The sequence below is a fragment of the Tardiphaga sp. genome (assembly GCF_044336785.1).
Lineage (GTDB): Bacteria > Pseudomonadota > Alphaproteobacteria > Rhizobiales > Xanthobacteraceae > Tardiphaga.
In genome coordinates this window covers 1-22,591 of the sequence record NZ_JBIIOT010000066.1, presented here as the reverse complement: position 1 = coordinate 22,591, position 22,591 = coordinate 1, and the positions used below count along the sequence as shown (strand labels likewise).

Here is a 22,591-nt window from a genome sequence, read left to right as displayed (position 1 = left end):
GCCTCAATGATTTCAAGGAGTTACTGATGCCACGCCCAATCGCCCGCGCTCAGAGAACGAGCATGTCTGCCGATTCGTCCGCCAACCGCTCGAATCTTGGTCAGATCTCCTGCCGCTCGCTTGCAGTCGGGCGGGCGCATGTCATATTGACGCGGCAATGACCGATCCAATGCCGCAGGACGCCGAGAGAACCACGCCGCGCGACCGGCTGATGGACGCTGCGACACGGCTGTTCTGCAAGAATGGCATCAATGCCACCGGCATCGACGCGATCGTGGCGGAAGCTGGGACGGCCAAGACCACGCTCTACAAGATCTTCAAATCAAAGGGCGATCTGGTCGAGGCCGTGCTCGAGACCGAGGGCAAGAGCTGGCGCGCCTGGTTTCTCGGCGCCATCGAAACGCCCGTCACCCCGCGCGAAAAGCTCGATGCGATCTTCCCGGCGCTGAAAAAATGGTTCGGCGAGGACAGCTATACGGGCTGCGTTTTCATCAATGCGGTCGGCGAGCACCCCAAGGACGAGACCCGGCTGCGGGATCTCACGATCCAGCACAAGACGTTTGTTCTCAAGCACATAGGCGATCTCGCCGGCGCAGCCGGTGCGGCCCGTCCGGATGCCCTGGCGCATCAGATCGGACTCTTGATGGACGGCGCCATTGTCGCCGCCATGGTCACGCGCGACCCCGGCGTGGCCGACGCTGCGGGCCAGGCCGCCACGGCGCTGCTGGACGGCGCCTGCGGTCCCGCCAAACCCAAGCGCAAGAGAACGGTCGTTCTCCAGGGCGGCGCTGCCGCATTGGCGAAAGAAGACCTTAGTGTCGTCGAATAGTTGGCGTTTAGTCAGCGAAATCAGAACGCACAAAGAGTTGACGAAATGTTCAGTTCTTCGTGTTTTTCAGGGCGCACTTTCGATCTAGATAGGTTAGAAGGTCGCCGCACAAGGTTCGGCCTGTAAAAGGGCCAAACCCTCGCCCGAAATTCCGCGCGACTAGAAAAATTCAGGACGCACAATGTCTCGCCAGGACGCGAACGCCGCTTTTGCCCTCTCTTCATTCCTCCAGGGCGCCAACGCCACTTATATCGACGATCTCTACGCACGATTTGAGAAAGACCCCTCCTCGGTGGATGCCGAGTGGCAGGAGTTCTTCAAGAGCCTGAAGGACAATTCCACCGACGTGCAGAAGAACGCCGCCGGTCCGTCCTGGGAAAAGTCAAACTGGCCGGTGTCTCCGGCTGACGATCTCACGCATGCACTGGATGGCAACTGGGCCAAGGTCGAGAAGGCCGTCGGCGCCAAGCTCGCCGCCAAGGCCGAGAAGGGCCAGCAAGTTCCGGTCGGCGACCTGATCCAGGCGACCCGCGATTCGGTTCGCGCGCTGATGCTGATCCGCGCTTATCGTATGCGCGGTCATTTCCATGCCAATCTCGATCCGCTCGGCATCGAAGGCGTCAAGGATCACGAAGAGCTCGATCCGAAGTCCTACGGCTTCACCGATGCCGATCTCGACCGCAAGATCTTCATCGATAACGTCATTGGCCTCGAATACGGCACGCTGCGCGAGATCACCGCGATCCTTCAGCGCACCTACTGCCAGACGCTGGGCGTCGAATTCATGCACATCTCGAATCCAGCGCAGAAGGCCTGGATCCAGGAACGCATCGAAGGTCCGGACAAGGAAATCTCGTTCACGCCGGAAGGCCGCCGCGCCATCCTGATGAAGCTGATCGAAGCCGATGGCTTCGAGAAGTTCTGCGACGTCAAGTTCACCGGCACCAAGCGGTTCGGCCTCGACGGCGGCGAATCGCTGATCCCCGCGCTCGAACAGATCATCAAGCGTGGCGGCAGCCTCGGCGTGAAGGAAATCGTGCTCGGCATGCCGCATCGCGGCCGCCTCAACGTGCTGACCCAGGTGATGGGCAAGCCGCATCGCGCGCTGTTCCACGAATTCAAGGGCGGTTCGGCCAATCCCGACGAAGTCGAAGGGTCGGGCGACGTCAAGTATCACCTCGGCGCCTCGTCGGATCGTGAGTTCGACCAGAACAAGATCCATCTGTCGCTGACCGCCAACCCGTCGCATCTCGAAATCGTCGATCCCGTGGTGCTCGGCAAGGTCCGCGCCAAGCAGGACCAGCATGGCGATCCGCCGGAAGAGCGCATCTCGGTGCTGCCGCTGCTGATGCATGGCGACGCGGCCTTCGCCGGCCAGGGCGTCGTCGCGGAATGTTTCGCACTGTCCGACCTGAAGGGTTATCGCACCGGCGGTTCGATCCACTTCATCGTCAATAACCAGATCGGTTTCACGACCTATCCGCGTTACTCGCGCTCCTCGCCCTATCCGTCGGATGTGGCGAAGATGATCGACGCGCCGATCTTCCATGTGAATGGCGACGATCCGGAAGCCGTGGTGTTCGCGGCGAAGATCGCCATCGAGTATCGGCAGAAGTTCCACAAGCCTGTCGTCATCGACATGTTCTGCTATCGCCGCCACGGCCATAACGAAGGCGACGAGCCGGCATTCACCCAGCCGGTGATGTACAAGAAGATCGGCGGTCATCAGACCACCGTCGATATGTATGCCAAGCGCCTGATCGCCGAGAACGTCCTCACCCAGGCCGATTTCGACAAGGCCAAGGCCGACTGGCGTGCGAAGCTGGACACCGAGCTCGAAGCCGGCACCAGCTACAAGCCGAACAAGGCCGACTGGATGGACGGCAAGTGGGCCGGCCTCAAGATCGCGGGCGAAGACGAAGAGCCGCGCCGCGGCGTGACCGGCGTCGATGTCGCGACCCTGCGTGAGATCGGCGGCAAGATCACCAAGGTGCCGGACGGTTTCCGCATCCACCGCACGGTGCAGCGTTTCCTCGACGCCCGCGCCAAGGCCATCGACAATGGCGAAGGCATCGATTGGGCGACCAGCGAAGCGCTCGCCTTCTGCTCGCTGATGGACGAAGGCCACCATATCCGCCTGTCCGGCCAGGACTCCGAGCGCGGCACCTTCTCGCAGCGTCACTCGGTCTGGTTCGACCAGGAAGATGAGAGCCGCTACACGCCGTTCAATCATCTCGGCGAGAAGCAGGGTCGCTACGAAGTCATCAACTCGCTGCTGTCGGAAGAAGCCGTGCTCGGCTTCGAATACGGCTACACGCTGGCTGAACCGAACACGCTCACTTTGTGGGAAGCCCAGTTCGGCGACTTCGCCAATGGTGCGCAGGTGGTGTTCGACCAGTTCATCTCCTCGGGCGAACGCAAGTGGCTGCGTATGTCGGGCCTCGTCTGCCTGCTGCCGCATGGCTATGAAGGCCAGGGCCCCGAGCATTCCTCGGCGCGCCTCGAGCGCTTCCTGCAGATGTGCGCGGAAGACAATATGCAGGTGGTCAACCCGACCACCCCTGCAAACTACTTCCACATGCTGCGCCGTCAGCTGAAGCGCGAGATCCGCAAGCCGCTGATCGTGATGACGCCGAAGTCGCTGCTGCGCCACAAGCGCGCTGTATCGACGCTCGACCAGCTCGGTGCCGGTACCACCTTCCACCGCGTGCTGTTCGACGATGCCGAGAAGCTGCAGCCGGATGCCAAGATCCGTCGCGTCGTGCTGTGCTCGGGCAAGGTCTATTACGACCTGTTTGAGGAACGCGAGAAGCGCGGCATCGACGACATCTACCTGCTGCGCATCGAGCAGCTCTATCCGGTGCCGCTGAAGACGCTGGTGCAGGAGCTGACCCGCTTCAAGGGTGCGGAATTCGTCTGGTGCCAGGAAGAACCGCGCAATATGGGCGGCTGGCACTTCATCGAGCCGTATCTCGAATGGGTGCTCAACCAGATCAACGCCACCCACAAGCGTCCGCGTTACGCGGGCCGTGCGGCGTCGGCTGCGACCGCGACCGGTTTGATGTCCAAGCATCTCGCCCAGCTCAAGGCGTTCCTCGACGAGGCGCTCGGCTAAGTCATTTCCATCATCGCAATGCCCCGCTCCGCGCGGGGCATTCGCGCACCCGTCTTATTTGAAATCTAGACTTCGACCTCTTTCCGGCCTGATCGATCCAAGAATCCTTCGGATGGGATTATCCGGCCGCACGCAACAGGAAGCTGACCATGACTGAAATTCGCGTTCCCACGCTCGGCGAGTCCGTGACCGAAGCCACCATCGGCCGCTGGTTCAAGAAGGCCGGTGATGCGGTCGCCGTCGATGAGCCGTTGGTTGAACTCGAGACCGATAAGGTCACCATCGAAGTCCCGGCTCCGTCGGCCGGCACGCTGAGCGAGATCGTTGCCAAGGATGGCGAAACCGTCGCCGTCGGCGCACTGCTCGGCCAGATCACCGATGGCGCCGGTGGCGCCAAGCCGGCCGCTGCCGCGCCGAAGACTGAAGCTGCGCCGGCGCCTGCCGCTGCTGCCCCGGCTGCCGCTGCCGCCGCGCCGTCGAAGACCCTCGCTGCCGATACCCCGCAGGCTCCGTCGGTGCGCAAGCTCTCGGCCGAGAGCGGCGTCGATGCCGCAGGCGTTGCCGGCACGGGCAAGGATGGCCGCGTGACCAAGGGCGACATGCTCGCCGCCATCGAGAAGGCCGCCTCGTCGCCGACCCCGGTGAACGCACCGGCTGCCGGCGTGCAGATGCGCGCAGCCTCGCCTGCCGACGATGCCTCGCGCGAAGAGCGCGTGAAGATGACGCGCCTGCGTCAGACCATCGCCCGCCGCCTCAAGGACGTGCAGAACACCGCCGCCATGCTCACCACCTTCAACGAGGTCGACATGACCGCGGTGATGGCGCTGCGTTCGCAGTACAAGGACGTGTTCGAGAAGAAGCACGGCAACAAGCTCGGCTTCATGGGCTTCTTCACCAAGGCCTGCGTGCAGGCGCTGAAGGACATCCCGGCCGTCAATGCCGAGATCGACGGCAGCGACATCATCTACAAGAACTACTATCACGTCGGCGTCGCCGTCGGCACCGACAAGGGCCTCGTGGTTCCTGTCGTGCGCGAATGCGACACCAAGTCGATCTCGCAGATCGAGAAGGACATCGCCGACTTCGGTCGTCGTGCCCGTGACGGCCAGCTCAAGATCGACGAAATGCAGGGCGGCACCTTCACGATCACGAACGGCGGCATCTATGGTTCGCTGATGTCGACCCCGATCCTGAACGCCCCGCAGGCCGGCATTCTCGGCATGCACAAGATCCAGGAACGTCCGGTCGTGGTCGGCGGCAAGATCGAGATTCGCCCGATGATGTATCTGGCGCTCAGCTACGATCACCGCGTGATCGACGGCAAGGAAGCCGTGACCTTCCTCGTCCGCGTCAAGGAAAGCCTGGAAGATCCGGCACGTCTCGTTCTGGATCTCTGATTTTCTCAACTCTCCAATCAACCGGCAGCGATCACGCTGCCGGTTGATGACTCAAGAAACCTCGGCACCTTCACGAAGCTGGAGCAGGACATGACTGACAGCGTCGTCATCATCACCGGCGGAAGCCGCGGTATCGGCCGCGCTGCTGCACTCAAGGCGGCGGCGCAAGGCTTCAAGGTTGTCGTCGCCTATGCGACCAACGAAGCCGCAGCAAACGACGTCGTCGCCCAGATCGAAGCCACCAACGGCAAGGCTATCGCCGTGAAATGCGATGTCGGCTCGGAAGCCGATATTCTCGCGCTGTTCAAGGCCGCCGATGCCTTCGGGCCGCTTGGTGCGCTGGTCAACAATGCCGGCATTGTCGGTCCCAGCATTCGCGTCGAGGACATGACCGCCGAGCGCATCACGCGCATGCTGGCCGTGAATGTCACCGGCAGCTTCCTGTGTGCCCGCGAGGCGGTGAAGCGCCTATCGACCAAACATGGCGGCAAGGGTGGCGTCATCGTCAACCTGTCATCGGTCGCTGCGAAACTTGGCTCGGCCAATACTTACGTCGATTACGCCGCGTCGAAGGCAGCCATCGACACTTTTACCATCGGCCTGAGCCAGGAAGTCGCCACCGAAGGCATTCGTGTGGTCGGCATCCGGCCCGGCCTGATCGATACCGAAATTCATGCCAGCGGCGGTGAGCCCGATCGCGCGCATCGCCTGGCCGTCCATGTGCCGATGAAGCGCGTCGGCACCGCCGATGAGATCGCCAATGCGATCGTCTGGCTGCTGTCCGACGACGCCTCTTATGTCACGTCATCCATTCTCGATGTGTCGGGTGGGCGTTAGCTCTCCGACACCCCACATCACCTTTAATCCAAAGCACCACAGGACTTCATCATGGCTACTTACGATCTCGTCGTCATCGGCACCGGCCCCGGCGGCTATGTTTGCGCGATCCGCGCTGCACAGCTCGGCATGAAGGTTGCCGTCGTCGAGAAGAACAGCACGCTGGGTGGCACCTGTCTGAATGTCGGCTGCATGCCGTCGAAGGCGTTGCTCTATTCGTCGGAGCTGTTTGAGGAAGCCGGCCACTCCTTCGGCAAGATGGGCATCAAGGTGTCCAAGCCGGAGCTCGACCTCCCCGCGCTGATGAATTTCAAGCAGCAGGGCATCGACGGCAACGTCAAGGGCGTCGAATTCCTGATGAAGAAGAACAAGATCGATGTCGTCGCCGGCACGGGCAAGGTGCTCGGCACCGGCAAGGTCGAGGTGACCGGCGCTGACGGCAAGGCACAGACTCTGGAGACCAAGAACATCGTCATCGCCTCGGGTTCGGCTGTCGCCAACCTCAAGGGCATCGAGATCGACGAGAAGCGCATCGTCTCCTCCACCGGCGCGCTGTCGCTCGAGAAGGTGCCGGAAAAGCTGATCGTGGTCGGTGCCGGCGTCATCGGCCTCGAGCTCGGCTCGGTGTGGCGCCGCCTCGGCGCGCAGGTCACCGTGGTCGAATTCCTCGATCGCATCCTGCCCGGCATGGACGGCGAAGTCGCAAAACAGTTCCAGCGCATGCTGGAGAAGCAGGGCATCACCTTCAAGCTCGGCGCCAAGGTCACGGGCATCGATAGCTCGGGCAAGACGCTGAAGGCACAGGTCGAGCCGGCCGCCGGCGGTGCTGCCGAAGCCCTCGAAGCCGATATCGTCCTCGTGGCCATCGGCCGCACGCCCTACACCGCTGGTCTCAGCCTCAAGGAAGCCGGCGTCGAGCTGGATGAGCGTGGCCGCGTCAAGATCGACCATCACTTCGCGACCAATGTGAAGGGCGTCTATGCCATCGGCGACGTCGTCGCCGGTCCGATGCTCGCACACAAGGCGGAAGACGAAGGCGTGGCTTGCGCTGAAATCCTCGCCGGCCAGGCCGGTCATGTGAATTATGACGTGATCCCGGGTGTGGTCTACACCACGCCGGAAGTCGCCGCGGTCGGCAAGACCGAGGAAGAACTCAAGGCGGCCGGCGTCAACTACACCGTCGGCAAGTTCCCCTTCACCGCCAATGGCCGCTCCAAGGTCAACCAGACCACCGATGGCTTCGTGAAGATCCTCGCAGATGCGAAGACCGATCGCGTGCTCGGCGTGCACATCATCGGCCGCGAAGCCGGCGAAATGATCCACGAAGCCTGCGTGCTGATGGAGTTCGGTGGTTCGGCTGAAGATCTGGCCCGCACCTGCCACGCGCATCCGACCCGTTCGGAAGCCGTCAAGGAAGCCGCGCTTGCGGTGGGCAAGCGCGCCATCCATATGTGAACTTCGGCCGGCCTGGAGCCTGACGCGGTTTTCGAACCGGATCATGCGCCAGACTTACAAATGCCGGCACGGAGATTTTTGCTGATGATGCGACGCGCGTTACAGCCGCTCTGGTTCCTGCTCGCTTTGATCTTCCTGATCGAAGCGTGGCTCTGGGATCATCTCGAACCGGTCGTTGCGCGCATCGTCGCCCTGATTCCGCTGCGCGCTTTCAAGGCATGGTGCGCAGCGAAAGTGGCGGGGCTGTCGCCCTATCCCTCGCTGTTCGTTTTCATCGTGCCGGTCGTTCTGCTGCTGGTGCCGCTGAAATTTGCCGAAGTCTATCTGCTGACGCATCACCTCTGGATCAGCGCGATCATCCTGATCGTCGCCTCCAAATTCGTCGGCATGGGCGTGCTCGCTTTTTCCTTCGACGTGACGCGCGAAAAGCTGCTGCAGATCGGCTGGTTTCGCGCGATCTACACATTCCTCATCGATATTCGCGCCCGCGCGCATGATTTCGTTTCACCGGTGATGTCGCGCATCAAGGCGATGATCGCATCGCTGCGCGGGCCATCGTCGCGCTGGATGCGTCTCGTTCAACGGCTTCGCCACCGGGCGCATTCGCCGCGCTGAGACACAAGGGGATCGGATTTGGCTGAACTCGCACGCATCCGCACGCCCCTCCTCGATATCGCCTATGAACATCGTGGCCCCACCGGCGGCATCCCGGTGATCCTGCTGCACGGCTTTCCCTATGACGTCCGCGGCTATGATGATGCAGTCGCGCTTATCAACGAGGCCGGCTTCCGCACTATCGTCCCCTATCTGCGCGGCTATGGCCCGACGCGGTTTCTGTCGCAGGAAACCGTCCGCTCGGGACAGCAGGGTGCGCTCGGGCATGATCTGCTCGATCTCATGGACGCGCTGCGGATCGAGAAGGCTGTCGTGGCCGGCTATGACTGGGGCGGCCGCGCGGCCTGCGTCGTCTCGGCGCTGTGGCCGGAGCGCGTGCATGGCCTCGTCAGCTGCACCGGCTACAACATCCAGGACCTGACCAAGGCCACGACACCTGTCACGCCCGAACAGGAAGCGCGGCAATGGTATCAATATTATTTCCATACCGAGCGCGGCCGGAATGGCCTCGTGCAGAATCGCGCCGGCATCAGCAAGCTGCTCTGGACGATGTGGTCGCCGTCATGGGATTTCGACGACGCGACCTTCGCGCGCTCGGCGCCCTCGTTCGACAATGAGGATTTCGTCGATGTGGTCGTGCATTCCTACATGCACCGCACCGCCAGCGTGGCTGGCGATCCCATCTATGATTTTGTCGAGGAGCGTTTGGCTGCGCAGCCGAAGATCGATGTGCCAACCATCGTGCTGCATGGCGCGGATGACGGCGTGGGACCGGTGAAGGGCTCGGAAAATCACGGCCGTCACTTCACAGGCCCCTATGAGCGCCGCGTGATCGCCGGCGCAGGGCACAATGTCCCGCAGGAGAAGCCGCAGGAATTTGCCGATGCGGTGCTGCAACTCTGCAAGACCGCATCGGCGTAGTACCTCACATCAGATGCACCGCATGCGGTGCAAACAGCCCGATCGCGGTAAATGCAAGGCCGGCGAGGCCCAGCACGCCGGCGACCCAGGACAGCACGATCATGCCGGTGATGATGGTGGCTGACGCCAGCACGATGCCGATCTGGAAGGCAGCCGACGCGACTTCATAGTGATGATAGCGCGCCAGCGAGAGATCGCGCTTGTGCTCGGCTTCCTTGGCGCGCGCGGCGAGCTGTTCAGAACCTTCGCCGGTCTCCGGCTCGTTGCGATAGCGCTGCGCCGTCTTGTTCCAGTCGTCGATCTGCTTGGCGAGAGCCGCCTTTGCCGCATCGTCACCAACGGTGCCCATGCTGAGCTTGGCGTGTTCGGCGGTCGCCTGCACCACGGTGCGGCGGACGCTCTTGGCCTGGAAGAAGGCCCACAGATTCGAGGCTTCGACGTTCTTGCTGATCGATTCGGTCTGCGCGCCCTTGCCGAGCGTTTCCGAGAACGCCAGAAACAGCGCCAGCAGCGAAATCAGCAATGCGATTTTCTTGTTCGAGCCGGATGCATGCTCGGCATGCTCCGCGTGCTCCATACTTTCGTGTGCGCCCATTGTGTCCCCTCTGGCAAAAGCGGCCGAGCATTGGCCGAACAGTTTGTCGCATGCAAGGACAATGTGGTGATGACGGAGGCGGTAAATCGAGGGGGCTGGTCCACACTCTGCCCCTCATGGTGAGGAGGCGCAAAGCGCCGTCTCGAACCATGAAATGGCTTGGCTCCGAGCTCCCGGCCATCCTTCGAGACGCGGCCAAGCGGCCGCTCCTCAGGATGAGGAGCGGAGCATGAACGTGCAATTAGGCCCGCGGATGGGCCGTCTTGTAGACCTCGAACAGGCGTTCGGTGTCGATTCCCGTATAGATCTGTGTGGTCGAGAGCGAGGCGTGGCCAAGCAACTCCTGGATCGCGCGCAGGTCGCCGCCGCGGGTCAGCAGATGCGTGGCGAAGGAGTGCCGCAGCGCATGGGGTGTCGCGCTGTCCGGCAGGCCGAGCGCGCCGCGCATCCGCTCCATGGTCAGTTGAATGATCCGGGGCGACAACGGGCCACCGCGGGCGCCGACAAACATCGGCCCTTCCGCCGGTAGCGGATACGGGCACATGGTGGCGTAGTCCGCAATCAGCTCCAGCACATTGTGCAGCACCGGCACCATGCGGGTCTTGTTGCCTTTGCCATTGACGATCAACACGTCGCCCTTCCCCGGTACCGGCACATCGCGGCGCTTCAGGCCGAGGGCTTCGGAGATACGCAGGCCTGAGCCGTACAGCAGCGCCATCACGGCGGCATCGCGGGCCCAGATCCATGGGTCGCGGTTTTCCCCGGCCCGCTCGTCCGCGTCCGCAAGGCGTTTGGCAGAGGCCATCTGCAGTGGCTTGGGCAGGCTCTTGCCGATCTTCGGCGCGCGAATCAGAGACAGCGCCCCGACCGAGCCCAGCCCTTCGCGCTCGAGAAAACGGGCGAAAGACCGCAGCCCGGCCAAAGCGCGCATGAGCGAACGGCCGGCAATATCGTCGCCGCGGCGCGCCGCCATGAAGGCGCGGACGTCATTGGCCGCAAGTTTGCCGAAACGCGACAGGCTCACCAACCCGCCCCAGTGATCGGCGAGGAAAAACATGAACTGCCGCACATCCCGCGCATAGGCTTCCAGCGTCTTGGGCGACAGCCGGCGCTCGGCGCGCAGATGCGACAGCCAGCGCGTCATCTGCAGCGAAAGGTCCGCATCTGCGCAAATCAGCTCGATGGCGGGCTGCTTGGTCTCGGCGGGGGTGGTTTTGGACTTGGCCATCGAACGATCCGGCAAAATGAATGCGGCGCAATTATCGCCGCAGGCCGTTTCGCATTGGTAACCGCCAAAGCCTAGTCCGGAAACCGCTTCAGCGGCTCGGGCGTCCCTGCCGGCAAGCCGGTCCGCGCGGCATTCATGGTCATGGCGAGGAAGGTGTAATAGCCATTGATTCCAAGCAGATCGATCACGCCCTGCTCGCCGAATTTGGCCACGGCCCTGTTCCAGGTGGGATCGCTAACGCGCTTGGTGCGCTGGATCTCGATCGACATGTCGTAGGCGGCTTCTTCATCCTCCGCCATGCCGACAGGTCGCCGTCCGTCGGCGATGGCATCGGCAATCTCCTTGCGCAGCCCGGCCTTGATGGCGATGTCATGATGCGCCACCCACTCATATTGCTGGGTCCACTCCCGCGCCGTGACCAGAATGATCATTTCGCTCAACCGCGGCTCCAGCGCGCTTTTGAAGCGCAGATGGTCGCCCATGGCCTTGGCGCGCAGCATCACTTCGGGGCTGCGAATCAACGGCACGAACGGCCCGCGGACCTCGTAGCCACGACCGCCCGCGAATTCCGCCGCAGCCTTCTTCTGTGCCTCGGTGTATTTCTCGGCCGAAATGGGCGGCATACGGTCCTGGGCAACGGCCTGCGTGCCCATCAGGCACAACGCCAGCGCGGCGCCGATCAGTCTCTGGCTCATGTGTTTCTCCCTGCGCGATCTTGTTCTTGCTTGGCTATTCGCGGGCGCCACTGGTCCGGGGCGCCGCATCAGCCTAGATTAGGGCTCTGTTTAATTCGAGTCCGATTCCGCCCATGACCTCACCTGCCCGCACCTCATCCGCGACGGGGATCGTCGATGTGCTGGTGCCGGTGGCGCTGGATCACGCCTATTCCTACAAGGTGCCGCGCGGCGTCGATCTCCAGATTGGCGACGTCGTCACCGTGCCGCTCGGCTCGCGCGAGGTGATCGGCGTGGTGTGGGGCGAGAATGCCAATCCCGATCCGCGCCTGCATAACCGGCTGAAGGACGTCAGCGACAAGCTCGACGTGCCCTCGCTGCGGCCGGAATTGCGCCAGCTCGTCGACTGGGTCGCGAATTACACGCTGTCGCCACGCGGCATGGTGATGCGCATGACGCTGCGCATGGGCGAGCATCTCGGCCCCGAGCGCGTGCGGATTGGTGTGCGCCTTGTCGGCGAAGTGCCGAAGCGGATGACGCCCGCGCGGGCACGGCTGGTCGGGCTGCTCTCCGATGGACTCTTGCGCGGCAAATCGGACGCCGCCAAGGAAGCCGGCGTCAGCGGCGGCGTGGTCGATGGGCTCGTCGATGAAGGCACGCTGGCCATTGAAGTGATGCCGCCGCCACTACCGCCTCCGCCGCCCGATCCCGCGTTCGTCACGCCGGATTTTTCGCCGGATCAGGCTGTTGCGGCCGAGTCGATGCGCAAGCTCGCTTCGGGTGGCACCTTTCAGGCCGCATTGCTCGATGGCGTCACCGGCTCCGGCAAGACCGAGGTCTATTTCGAGGCCGTCGCCGAAATCATCCGTCGCGGCGAGCAGGTCTTGATCCTGATGCCGGAGATCGCCCTGACCGGGCAGTTTCTCGAACGCTTCGCCAAGCGCTTCGGCATCAAGCCGATGGAGTGGCATTCCGAGCTGACGCCACGCACCCGCGCGCGCAACTGGGCGGCGATTGCCAATGGCACCGCGCATGTGGTGGTTGGCGCGCGCTCCGCGCTGTTTCTGCCCTATGCCAAACTCGGCCTCATCATTGTCGATGAAGAACACGACCAGGCCTACAAGCAGGACGAAGGTGCGCATTATCACGCGCGCGACATGGCCGTGGTGCGCGCCTCCATCGCGAAAATTCCCGTCGTGCTCGCGTCCGGCACGCCGTCCGTCGAATCGGAAGTGAACGCGCGCAAGGGCCGCTATCAGCGCATCGCGCTGCCGTCGCGATTCGGCGGCCAGACGATGCCGCATATCGAAGCGATCGATCTGCGCCGCGAGGGCCCGTCGCGCGGCCGTTTCATCGCGCCACGCCTCGCCGAGAATATCGTGCAGGCAATCCAGCGCGAGGAGCAGGCGCTGCTGTTCCTCAATCGCCGCGGTTATGCCCCGCTGACGCTCTGTCGTGGCTGCGGCCATCGCTTTGCCTGCACCATCTGCGATGCGTGGCTGGTGGATCACCGTTTCCGCAAGCGCCTCGTCTGCCATCACTGCGGCTATTCAGAGCCGCGCCCGCACAAATGCCCGCATTGCGGCGCCGAGGAATCGCTGGCCGCCATCGGCCCCGGCGTCGAGCGGCTGCAGGAAGAGGCGGCCGACCTGTTTCCGGGTGCGCGCACCATGGTGCTGTCGAGCGATCTCATCACCTCGGTGGAATCCATGCGCGCCGAGCTCAACGCCATCGCCGAAGGCCGCGTCGATGTCATCATCGGCACGCAGCTGGTCGCCAAGGGCCATAATTTCCCGCGGCTTAATCTCGTCGGTGTCATCGATGCGGATCTCGGCCTCGGCAATGGCGACCCGCGGGCGGCGGAGCGCACGTTCCAGATGCTCAACCAGGTGATCGGCCGCGCCGGCCGCGAGCAGGGCCGCGGCGTTGGCTATCTGCAGACGCATCAGCCTGAGCATCCGGTGATGAAGGCGCTGGTCGCCAATGACCGCGAGGCCTTCTACGACAACGAGATCGAATCCCGCGAACGCGCGGGCTATCCGCCCTTCGGACGACTGGTGGCCCTGATCATTTCAGGCGGCGACCGACCGATGACGGAGGGCTTTGCGCGAAAAATCGCGGCGACGGCGCCGATCGACGAGCGCATTCTGGTGCTTGGTCCCGCCGAGGCACCGCTTGCGGTGATCAAGGGGCGCTACCGGTTCCGGCTGCTGGTGAAGTCGGCGCGCAATGTCGATCTGTCCGCCTATCTGCGCGACTGGCTGGCCCATGCGCCGAAGGCGACGGGAAATCTGAAGCTGGAAGTGGACGTCGATCCGCAGAGCTTTTTGTAGGGTGCACCATGCTATGGTCTGCCGATTGATTCGGGAGACCTATGGCCGTGTCGGCGGACGATCTGAGCGCCCCGCTGGGACAGAAATCGGAGCGCAAGCCGCGCCGGTTCCGTCTGCCTGTGACCGGCACCCAGGCCACAGCCGGCGTGCTCGGCACGCTGCTGCTCGGCTTCGCCGGCGTCGCCATCTTCCACAAGGACCCGCTGGGCGGCGAGCCCGTCGCGCGCGTCGCCATCAAGCCGCCAGAAACCGCAGCCCAGAAGCCTGCCGCGACACCGCCGGTCGAGGTCAAGCACGGCACGCCGGATGCCGCCAAGACGGCCGACGCGCCGGGCCAGAAGACCATCACCATCATCGACGGCTCCAGCGGCGCCCGCCAGAATGTCGTCGTCGCCACCGATGGTGCGGACAGCGGTTCGCCCGATGCGCCCGCCATGATGGCCGGGATCGACCAGAAGCTGCTTGAGCAATCGCGCTACGGCATGGTGCCGATCGCTGCCGGTGGCCTGAAGCCAGTCACGGCCTATGCCGCGGGATCAGACGCCGAGCGCGCCAAGGCGATGAAGACGCCGAGCATCGCCATCGTGATCGGCGGCCTTGGTGTCGGCGCCGCCAAAACCATCGAATCCATCACCAAGCTGCCGCCGGCCGTCAGTCTGGCCTTCACGCCCTACGGCTCCGACCCCGGCAAGCTCGTCGAGCGCGCCCGTGCGGGACGCCACGAGGTGCTGCTGCAGCTGCCGATGGAGCCGTTCGACTATCCCGACAACGATCCCGGCCCGCAAACGCTGCTGTCCTCGGCCACGCCCGAGCAGAATATCGACCGCATGATGTGGCACCTGAGTCGCTTCCAGGGCTATGTCGGTGTCGGCAACTTCATGGGCGCGCGCTTCATTGCGACGGATACCGCGATGCAGGCCGTCGCCAGGGAAGCCAACAAGCGCGGCCTGGCCCTGTTCGACGACGGCTCGTCCTCGCGCAGCGTGGCGCCGGCTGCGGCCGAGGCGCTGGGCATGCCATTCGCGCGCGCCGACGTGACCATCGATGCCGCGCCGAGTTCGGCCGAGATCGACAAGGCGCTTTCAAGACTGGAAGGCCTCGCAAAAGAGCGCGGTTTCGCCGTCGGCGCGGCGTCCGCGCTGCCGATTTCCATCGAGAAAATCGCGGCTTGGGCGAAAACGCTGGAATCGCGCGGGGTCATGCTGGTGCCATTGACAACCGCGATCCTGAAATCAAAATCGAGCTAGTGTCGGGAGGCGAGAGCGGTTCGAACAAGCGGAGCGCATCGGCCTCAGGGGGACGCTAGAGGGCCAATCAGGCCAAGAAAGCATGGAATGACGCGTTACGAAGACCTGCCTTATCGAACCTGCGTTGGCATCATGCTGCTGAATCAGCAGGGACACGTCTTCATCGGCCGGCGCGCCGGCGGCATCGAGCATGTTGACGAGACCCATGTCTGGCAGATGCCGCAGGGCGGCGTCGATCCCGGCGAAGACACCTGGGAAGCCGCCAAGCGCGAGCTTTATGAGGAAACCAGCGTCAAATCCGTCGAAAAGCTCGGCGAGGTACCGGACTGGCTGATCTACGACATCCCCCGCACGGTGGCCGGCCGCACATGGAAGGGCCGCTATCGCGGCCAGCGCCAGCGCTGGTTTGCGATCCGCTTCACCGGCGATGATGCGGAAATCAACGTCCAGCACCCGCCGGAAGGCAACAAGGCCGAATTCGTCAGCTGGCGCTGGGAGCCGATGAAGAATCTCCCCGAGCTGATCGTGCCGTTCAAGCGCCCGGTCTATGAGCGCGTGGTGAAGGAATTCGCCGGCCTCGCAGGCGAATAACCGTGACGACTGACGACAGGCCCTACCGCCCCAATGTGGGCATCGCGCTGTTCAATGCCGAAGGCAAGGTGCTGATCGGCCGTCGTTTCAAGGACGACGGGCCGGAGATCATCCTGCCCGGCCTCGAATGGCAGATGCCGCAGGGCGGCGTCGATCCCGAGGAAGATCCCCATGTCGCCATGATGCGCGAGCTCTGGGAAGAGACCGGCGTCACCCATGCCGATTATCTCGGCGAGACCGGCTGGATGACCTACGACTTCATCCCGCATGACGACCCCACCCATCGCTTCGCCGCGTTTCGCGGCCAGCGCCAGAAATGGTTCGCGGTCAAGTTCACCGGCGATGACACCGAGGTCGATCCGCTGACACCGCGCAACGGACAGCCGGCAGAGTTCGACGCATGGCGCTGGGAGCGGCTGGATCGGGTCGCCGATCTCGTGGTGCCGTTCCGGCGTGAGGTTTATCGGGCGGTGGCCAAGGATTTTGCACGGTTTGCTGCAGCATAAGCTGCAGCAACGCTGCGGTAAGCGGCTGAAATAACTCATAATTGTCGTCACCCGGCTTGACCGGGTGACCCAGTAGACACGGACCTTTGGGATCCGCCGAGATGTTCGTGTTTACTGGATCGCCCGGTTAAACCGGGCGACGACAAACCGAGATCTTTCGCTCCTGTCCATCCGGTCGCAGGACATCTGGCCGCAGCCTCGTGTCCTTACATCGTCGTCATCGCCTCATAGGTCGAGACCTCCGAGACAATGAGGAATGACACGATGTTCGACCCCAAGAGCCTGCTGGACCAGTTCATCGGCGGGCTGAATCAGGGCAGTCCCAATCAGCGCGATCAGGGCCAGCAGCCCGGCGGGCCATTCGGTCAGCTTGGCGGCGCAAGTGGCAATGACTTGCTGCAGAAGGCCGGCGGTTTCCTCGGCGGCTTCGGTGGCGGCGCCATGACCGGCGGCATTGCCGGCCTGCTGCTCGGCTCGAAGAAAGGCCGCAAGATTGCCGGCAGTGCGCTGACCTATGGCGGCATGGCCGTGGCAGGAGCGCTCGCGTATCGGGCCTATCAGAATTATCAGGCCGGCAAGCAGGCGACACCGGCCGTTGCGACCGAGACACCGCTGCTGCCGCCGCCAAGCGACACCCCGTTCAATCCGACCCAGCCGACCGACCAGCAATCGCTGAGCCGCAATCTGCTGCGCGCCATGATCGCCGCGGCCAAGGCCGACGGCCATATCGACGCGACCGAACAGACCAACATCTTTGCGCAGATGGACCGGATGCCGCTCACCGCGGAGGACAAGGCGTTCGTCATGGATGAATTGCGAACGCCGCTGAATGTCGATGCTGTCGCCAGTGCGGCACGCACGCCGGAGGAAGCGGCGGAAATCTATACGGTCTCGCTGCTCGCCATCGATCTCGATCATCCGGCCGAGCGCGCTTATCTAGCCCAGCTGGCGACGAAGCTCAGGCTCGAAGACGGGCTGGTTGCGCATCTGCATGCGACGGTGGAAGGCGCAACGGTGCCGGTGCAGCAGCCGGCGTGATGCGGCGCATTTGGTCAGCACTGTCTGCGTCGACCGCAACTCCATCCGTCATGGTGAGGAGGCGCGTAGCGCCGTCTCGAACCATGAGCTGACCTGGCTCCGGAGTTTTACTGCCATCCTTCGAGACGCCGCTACGCGGCTCCTCAGGATGAGGGTGGAGATGAAACGAAAAAGCCCCGAGATCGCTCTCGGGGCTTCTTTGTATCTCTGGTCGTCCAGCGCTTAATGCATCGCCGTCGAGGTGATGTTCTGCTGGATCACCTTGAACTGGTCGAGACGCTCGATGGCGCGGTCGAGGACATTGCCTTCCTTGCCGGACAGCTTCTCTTCCATCTCGGCGATGTCCTTCGCAAAGGCTTCGCGGTCGAGTTCGGCGAGCGAGGTCGCGACATCGGCGAGAACGGTCAGGCCCTTCTCGGAGACTTCGGCGAGACCGCCGAGCACGATGATCTTCTCGGTCTTGCCGGCCGTCGTGACATTCATGATGCCCGGACGCAGCGCGATCACGGCAGGCGCATGGCCGGCCATCACGCCGACATCGCCTTCGAGACCGGGAATATCGACCTGCTCAACTTCGCCCGAGAAGGCGAGCTTTTCCGGCGAGACGAGATCGAAGTGGAAGGTGGCCATGGTGCTGTCCGCGTCGTTGTCGGCTTACTTCTCCCTCTCCCGCTCTTGCGGGGGAGGGTCGGGGTGGGGGCGCCACGGGCGACGGCGCTTGTGGCAGCCCCCACCCTGGCCCTCCCCCGCAAGCGGGAGAGGGTAAGAGAAGTAACTTAAGCGGCTTCGGCAGCCAGCTTCTTGCCCTTCTCGACGGCTTCTTCGATCGTGCCGACCATGTAGAAGGCAGCTTCCGGCAGGTGATCGTACTTGCCTTCCACCAGGCCCTTGAAGCCCTTGATGGTGTCGGCGAGGTCGACGAACTTGCCCGGCGAGCCGGTGAAGATTTCAGCGACGTGGAACGGCTGCGACATGAAGCGCTCGATCTTGCGGGCGCGGGCCACGGCCAGCTTGTCCTCTTCGGACAGTTCGTCCATGCCGAGAATGGCGATGATGTCCTGCAGCGCCTTGTAGCGCTGGAGCACCTGCTGCACCTGACGGGCGACGCCGTAATGCTCTTCGCCGACAACCAGCGGAGAGAGCATGCGCGAGGTCGAGTCGAGCGGGTCAACCGCCGGATAGATGCCCTTTTCGGCGATCGAGCGCGACAGCGTGGTGGTCGCGTCAAGATGCGCGAACGAAGCGGCCGGCGCCGGGTCGGTCAAGTCGTCGGCCGGCACGTAAATGGCCTGCACCGAGGTGATCGAACCCTTGGTGGTGGTGGTGATGCGCTCCTGCAGCGCGCCCATGTCGGTCGCGAGCGTCGGCTGATAACCCACCGCCGAAGGAATGCGGCCGAGCAGCGCCGACACTTCCGAACCCGCCTGGGTGAAGCGGAAGATGTTGTCGACGAAGAACAGCACGTCCTGGCCCTTGTCGCGGAAGTCTTCCGCGATGGTCAGACCGGTGAGCGCGACGCGGGCGCGGGCGCCCGGGGGTTCGTTCATCTGGCCGAACACGAGGGCGCACTTCGAGCCTTCGCCGCCGCCCTTCTTGTTCACGTTGGATTCGATGAACTCGTGATAGAGGTCGTTACCTTCGCGGGTACGCTCGCCGACGCCGGCGAACACCGAGTAACCGCCGTGCGCCTTGGCGACGTTGTTGATCAGTTCCTGAATGAGAACGGTCTTGCCCACGCCGGCGCCGCCGAACAGGCCGATCTTGCCGCCCTTGGCGTAAGGCGCCAGGAGGTCGACGACCTTGATGCCGGTGACGAGAATTTCAGCTTCCGTCGACTGCTCGGTATATTCCGGCGCATTCGCGTGGATCGGGCGGCGGGTGTCCGACTTGACCGGACCGGCTTCGTCGATCGGCTCGCCGATCACGTTGATGATGCGGCCGAGCGTGCCTTCACCCACCGGCACCGTGATCGGCTGGTTGGTGTCGGTGACTTCCTGGCCGCGAACCAGACCTTCGGTGGTGTCCATCGCGATGGTGCGGACGGTCGATTCACCGAGATGCTGGGCGACTTCGAGCACCAGACGGTTGTTGCCGTTCTTGGTCTCGAGCGAGTTCAGAATGGCGGGCAGATGGCCTTCGAACTGCACGTCGACGACGGCGCCGATGACCTGGGTGATGCGTCCGGTTTGATTGGCAGCAGCCATGGAAACTATCTCCTTGAAGTGCGGATCGGCCTGCGGCAGGCCGTAAAGTGGTTGAATTGGTTAGACGGCCTCGGCGCCCGAAATGATCTCGATGAGTTCTTTCGTGATCTGGGCCTGACGGGTCCGGTTATAAACGAGGGTCTGCTTGCGGATCATGTCGCCGGCATTGCGGGTCGCGTTGTCCATGGCGCTCATCTGCGCGCCGTAGAACGAAGCGTTGTTTTCCAGCAGTGCGCGGAAGATCTGCACCGCAAGATTGCGCGGCAGCAGACCGTCGAGAATTTCGTCTTCCGCCGGCTCATAGTCGTAAACCGGGGTCGGACCCTTGGTCTCGGCCTGCTTTGCGACTTCCAGCGGAATGATCTGCTGGGCGGTCGGGATCTGCGAGATCACCGACTTGAAGCGCGAATAGAACAGCGTGGCGACATCGAACTCGCCGGCTTCGAAGCGGGCGATCACCTTCTTGGCGATGTCTTCCGCATTGACGAAGCCGAGCTGGCGCACCGAGCGCAGCTCGATGTTCTCGATGATGTGCTTGTCGAACTGGCGGCGCAGCTGCTCATAGCCCTTGCGACCGACACAGAAGATCTTGACCGTCTTGCCCTGGGCGAGCAGCGCCAGCGCGCGCTCGCGGGCGAGACGCACGATCGAGGAGTTGAACGCACCGGACAGGCCGCGCTCGCCGGTGCAGACCAGCAAGAGATGCGTCTGGTCCTTGCCGTTGCCGACCAGCAGCTGCGGGCCACCGCCACCGGTGGAGGCGCCGGCGATCGATGCGATCACCGCATCCATCTTCTCGGCGTAAGGGCGTGCAGCTTCGGCGGCGCTCTGCGCACGGCGCAGCTTCGACGCCGCGACCATCTGCATGGCCTTGGTGATCTTCTGCGTCGCCTTCGTCGAGGCGATGCGAACGCGCATGTCTTTAAGGGAAGCCATTCAGCCCTGATCCACTACGTCGGTTGCGTCCCCCTCTCCCGCACTTGCGGGGGAGGGTCGGGGTGGGGGTAGCCACAAACGCCGGAGCGTGTGGCTGCCCCCACCCGACCGGCTTTGCCGGTCGACCTCCCCCGCAAGCGGGAGAGGTTGGAAGTGAGTTACGCGAAGGTCTTCGCGAAACCTTCGACGGCTGCCTTCAGCTTGGCGGCAGTTTCGTCGTTGAGGTCGCGGGTATCGCGGATCGAGTCGAGGATGTCGGCATTCTTGCCGCGCAGCAGCGACAGCAGGCCGTCTTCGAAGGCGCGAACCTTGGAAACCGGCAGGTTGTCGAGATAGCCGTTGGTGCCAGCCCAGATCACGGCGACCTGCTCTTCCATCTTCAGCGGCGAGAACTGCGGCTGCTTCAGGAGTTCGGTCAGGCGCGAACCGCGGTTCAGCAGGCGCTGGGTCGAAGCATCGAGGTCCGAACCGAACTGCGCGAACGCCGCCATTTCGCGGTACTGCGCGAGCTCGCCCTTGATCTTGCCGGCGACCTTCTTCATCGCCTTGGTCTGCGCCGACGAACCGACGCGCGACACCGACAGACCGACGTTCACGGCAGGACGGATGCCCTGGAAGAACAGGTCGGTTTCGAGGAAGATCTGACCGTCGGTGATCGAAATCACGTTGGTCGGGATGTAGGCCGACACGTCGTTGGCCTGGGTTTCAATGACCGGCAGAGCGGTCAGCGAGCCATTGCCCTGCTCGTCATTCAGCTTCGCAGCGCGCTCGAGGAGACGCGAGTGAAGATAGAACACGTCGCCCGGGTAAGCTTCGCGGCCCGGCGGACGGCGCAGCAGCAGCGACATCTGGCGGTAGGCCACGGCCTGCTTGGACAAGTCGTCATACACGATCACGGCATGCATGCCGTTGTCGCGGAAGAATTCGCCGATGGTGCAGCCGGTGAACGGCGCGATGTACTGCATCGGAGCCGGGTCCGACGCGGTGGCGGCGACGACGACCGAATACTCCAGCGCGCCCTGCTCTTCGAGCACCTTCACGAACTGGGCGACGGTCGAACGCTTCTGACCGACGGCCACGTAAACGCAATACAGCTTCTGGCTCTCGGGAGCGCCGGCGCCGTTCAGCGACTTCTGGTTCAGGATGGTGTCGAGCGCGATCGCGGTCTTGCCGGTCTGACGGTCACCGATGATCAGCTCGCGCTGGCCACGGCCAACCGGGATCAGGGCGTCGATCGACTTCAGGCCGGTCGCCATCGGTTCATGCACCGACTTGCGCGGAATGATGCCGGGCGCCTTGACGTCGACGCGCATGCGCTTGTCGGCCTGGATCGGACCCTTGCCATCGATCGGATTGCCGAGACCATCGACCACGCGGCCGAGCAGGCCCTTGCCGACCGGCGCGTCCACGATGGCGCGGGTACGCTTGACGGTCTGGCCTTCCTTGATCTCGCGGTCGGCACCGAAAATAACGACACCGACATTGTCGGTTTCGAGGTTCAGCGCCATGCCGCGCGTGCCGTTCTCGAATTCGACCATTTCACCGGCCTGAACATTGTCGAGACCGTAAACGCGGGCGATACCGTCACCGACGGACAGCACCTGACCGACTTCGGAAACTTCGGCTTCCTGGCCGAAATTCTTGATCTGATCCTTGAGGATTGCGGAAATTTCTGCGGCGCGGATGTCCATCAGCCTGCCTCTTTCATCGCGTGCTTGATCGAGTTGAGTTTGGTGCGAAGCGAGCTATCGACCATGCGGCTGCCGAGTTTAACGACAAGCCCGCCGATGATGGACGGATCGACCTTCACGTTGAGCGCGACATCCTTGCCGGTCACTGACTTCAGTGCAGCCTTCAAGGCGTCGAGATTCTTGTCCGAGAGCGTTTCGGCGACGGTGACGTCGGCCGTGGCTTCACCCTTGAACCTGGCGACCAGCGCATTGAAGGCGCGGATCACGTCCGAGACGACGAACAAACGACGGTTCGCAATCAGGACACTGATGAAATTGGCGGTAATGCCGGAAATACCGGCCTTGGCGAGCACCGCACCCAGCGCCTTGCGCTGATCGT

At 63.4% G+C, this 22,591-nt stretch carries 20 protein-coding genes; 12 read left to right on the top strand and 8 right to left on the bottom strand.

The features are described from left to right. The first annotated feature begins 157 nt into the window (after positions 1-157). The 7 genes from ACIQ2A_RS17990 (at position 158) to ACIQ2A_RS17960 (ending at position 9,169) form a co-directional block, all read left to right on the top strand. Complete coding sequence (locus ACIQ2A_RS17990; protein ID WP_398481713.1) at positions 158-829, top strand: TetR/AcrR family transcriptional regulator; 672 nt, start codon at positions 158-160, stop codon at positions 827-829. 181 nt (positions 830-1,010) lie between these two features. Then, positions 1,011-3,944, top strand: a complete 2,934-nt coding sequence (locus ACIQ2A_RS17985; RefSeq protein ID WP_398481711.1) for a 2-oxoglutarate dehydrogenase E1 component — start codon at positions 1,011-1,013, stop codon at positions 3,942-3,944. Between the two features lie 149 nt (positions 3,945-4,093). Next, positions 4,094-5,341, top strand: a complete 1,248-nt coding sequence (gene odhB, locus ACIQ2A_RS17980; protein ID WP_398481709.1) for a 2-oxoglutarate dehydrogenase complex dihydrolipoyllysine-residue succinyltransferase — start codon at positions 4,094-4,096, stop codon at positions 5,339-5,341. 90 nt (positions 5,342-5,431) lie between these two features. Beyond that, entirely contained in the window at positions 5,432-6,178 is a 747-nt protein-coding gene (locus ACIQ2A_RS17975) for an SDR family oxidoreductase (protein ID WP_398481706.1), read from the top strand. Positions 6,179-6,229: 51 nt separating this feature from the next. Further along, positions 6,230-7,633 (top strand): dihydrolipoyl dehydrogenase, encoded by a 1,404-nt coding sequence (gene lpdA, locus ACIQ2A_RS17970; protein ID WP_398481704.1) that lies wholly within the window; start codon positions 6,230-6,232, stop codon positions 7,631-7,633. An 84-nt stretch (positions 7,634-7,717) separates the two neighbouring features. Then, positions 7,718-8,248, top strand: a complete 531-nt coding sequence (locus ACIQ2A_RS17965) for a hypothetical protein (protein WP_398481702.1) — start codon at positions 7,718-7,720, stop codon at positions 8,246-8,248. An 18-nt stretch (positions 8,249-8,266) separates the two neighbouring features. Continuing rightward, positions 8,267-9,169 (top strand): alpha/beta fold hydrolase, encoded by a 903-nt coding sequence (locus ACIQ2A_RS17960; protein ID WP_398481699.1) that lies wholly within the window; start codon positions 8,267-8,269, stop codon positions 9,167-9,169. A 4-nt stretch (positions 9,170-9,173) separates the two neighbouring features. Here the strand turns inward: ACIQ2A_RS17960 and ACIQ2A_RS17955 are convergent, their stop codons facing one another. From ACIQ2A_RS17955 to ACIQ2A_RS17945, 3 genes are all read right to left on the bottom strand, one after another. Next, complete coding sequence (locus ACIQ2A_RS17955; protein ID WP_398481697.1) at positions 9,174-9,764, bottom strand: DUF4337 domain-containing protein; 591 nt, start codon at positions 9,762-9,764, stop codon at positions 9,174-9,176. Between the two features lie 241 nt (positions 9,765-10,005). Beyond that, positions 10,006-10,992: a tyrosine recombinase XerC gene (locus ACIQ2A_RS17950; RefSeq protein ID WP_398481695.1), complete on the bottom strand. Its 987-nt coding sequence runs from the start codon at positions 10,990-10,992 to the stop codon at positions 10,006-10,008. A gap of 71 nt (positions 10,993-11,063) precedes the next feature. Then, positions 11,064-11,687, bottom strand: coding sequence for a carboxymuconolactone decarboxylase family protein (locus ACIQ2A_RS17945; RefSeq protein WP_398481693.1), 624 nt, complete (start codon positions 11,685-11,687; stop codon positions 11,064-11,066). A gap of 113 nt (positions 11,688-11,800) precedes the next feature. Between ACIQ2A_RS17945 and ACIQ2A_RS17940 the strand changes: the two genes are divergently transcribed. From ACIQ2A_RS17940 to ACIQ2A_RS17920, 5 genes are all read left to right on the top strand, one after another. Then, positions 11,801-13,999 (top strand): primosomal protein N', encoded by a 2,199-nt coding sequence (locus ACIQ2A_RS17940; protein ID WP_398481691.1) that lies wholly within the window; start codon positions 11,801-11,803, stop codon positions 13,997-13,999. Between the two features lie 41 nt (positions 14,000-14,040). Next, positions 14,041-15,246 (top strand): divergent polysaccharide deacetylase family protein, encoded by a 1,206-nt coding sequence (locus ACIQ2A_RS17935; RefSeq protein ID WP_398481689.1) that lies wholly within the window; start codon positions 14,041-14,043, stop codon positions 15,244-15,246. An 87-nt stretch (positions 15,247-15,333) separates the two neighbouring features. Continuing rightward, positions 15,334-15,837, top strand: coding sequence for an RNA pyrophosphohydrolase (locus tag ACIQ2A_RS17930; RefSeq protein ID WP_398481687.1), 504 nt, complete (start codon positions 15,334-15,336; stop codon positions 15,835-15,837). A gap of 2 nt (positions 15,838-15,839) precedes the next feature. Then, complete coding sequence (locus tag ACIQ2A_RS17925; protein ID WP_398481685.1) at positions 15,840-16,343, top strand: RNA pyrophosphohydrolase; 504 nt, start codon at positions 15,840-15,842, stop codon at positions 16,341-16,343. Positions 16,344-16,607: 264 nt separating this feature from the next. Beyond that, a complete protein-coding gene (locus tag ACIQ2A_RS17920; protein ID WP_398481682.1) occupies positions 16,608-17,381 on the top strand; it encodes a tellurite resistance TerB family protein in 774 nt (257 codons plus the stop codon). 222 nt (positions 17,382-17,603) lie between these two features. Here the strand turns inward: ACIQ2A_RS17920 and ACIQ2A_RS17915 are convergent, their stop codons facing one another. From ACIQ2A_RS17915 to ACIQ2A_RS17895, 5 genes are all read right to left on the bottom strand, one after another. Continuing rightward, positions 17,604-18,011: a F0F1 ATP synthase subunit epsilon gene (locus tag ACIQ2A_RS17915; RefSeq protein WP_398481680.1), complete on the bottom strand. Its 408-nt coding sequence runs from the start codon at positions 18,009-18,011 to the stop codon at positions 17,604-17,606. Between the two features lie 146 nt (positions 18,012-18,157). Next, positions 18,158-19,585, bottom strand: a complete 1,428-nt coding sequence (atpD, locus tag ACIQ2A_RS17910) for a F0F1 ATP synthase subunit beta (protein WP_398481678.1) — start codon at positions 19,583-19,585, stop codon at positions 18,158-18,160. 60 nt (positions 19,586-19,645) lie between these two features. Next, the gene (locus ACIQ2A_RS17905; RefSeq protein WP_398481676.1) at positions 19,646-20,521 is read right to left on the bottom strand and encodes a F0F1 ATP synthase subunit gamma; all 876 of its coding nucleotides are present in this window, start codon (positions 20,519-20,521) and stop codon (positions 19,646-19,648) included. Between the two features lie 158 nt (positions 20,522-20,679). Continuing rightward, positions 20,680-22,212, bottom strand: a complete 1,533-nt coding sequence (atpA, locus tag ACIQ2A_RS17900) for a F0F1 ATP synthase subunit alpha (RefSeq protein ID WP_398481674.1) — start codon at positions 22,210-22,212, stop codon at positions 20,680-20,682. Then, positions 22,212-22,591: F0F1 ATP synthase subunit delta (locus ACIQ2A_RS17895; RefSeq protein ID WP_398481672.1), on the bottom strand; the 380-nt coding region annotated here is incomplete at its 5' end. The genes atpA and ACIQ2A_RS17895, both read right to left, overlap by 1 nt.